1 protein-coding gene is annotated in these 400 nt (G+C 71.8%); it reads left to right on the forward strand.

Annotated features, from left to right (window positions below; translation table 11 throughout):
• A partial coding sequence (locus FJV41_RS57610) for a TonB-dependent receptor (RefSeq protein WP_141649687.1) occupies positions 1 to 400 on the forward strand: 400 nt, incomplete at both ends.

Genomic DNA, 400 nt, shown 5'->3' on the forward strand with positions numbered 1-400 from the left:
CTGGTGGACCGCGAACGCTTCTTCGTCGCGCAGGACCAGACCACTACCGGCAACAAGACGGAGCTGCAATGGGACGGCCGGATTGCGGGCCTGGAGAACCGGGCCGTCGCCGCGCTCGAATTCAGCCACACTGACCTGTCGCGCCCCGGCGCCGCGAATTTCCCGGGCGACAGCGTGTCGCTCGTGGCGCCCGACCGCGGCTTCTACGGCCCGCTCGTGCAGCAGTTGCAGACCACGCGCCTGCGCAACACGGCGCTCGCGCTGGAGGACCGGCTGCGCCTCACGCCCGCCGTGGCGCTCGTCGCCGGGCTGCGCCACGAGTCGATCGAACTGGACCGCACCTCCACCGATGCGGCCGGCGCGGCGCGGCGGGGCTTTCCCTATGGCAAGACCTGGCACC

The organism is Myxococcus llanfairpwllgwyngyllgogerychwyrndrobwllllantysiliogogogochensis, assembly GCF_006636215.1.
In the GTDB taxonomy this organism is placed as follows: Bacteria; Myxococcota; Myxococcia; order Myxococcales; family Myxococcaceae; genus Myxococcus; species Myxococcus llanfairpwllgwyngyllgogerychwyrndrobwllllantysiliogogogochensis.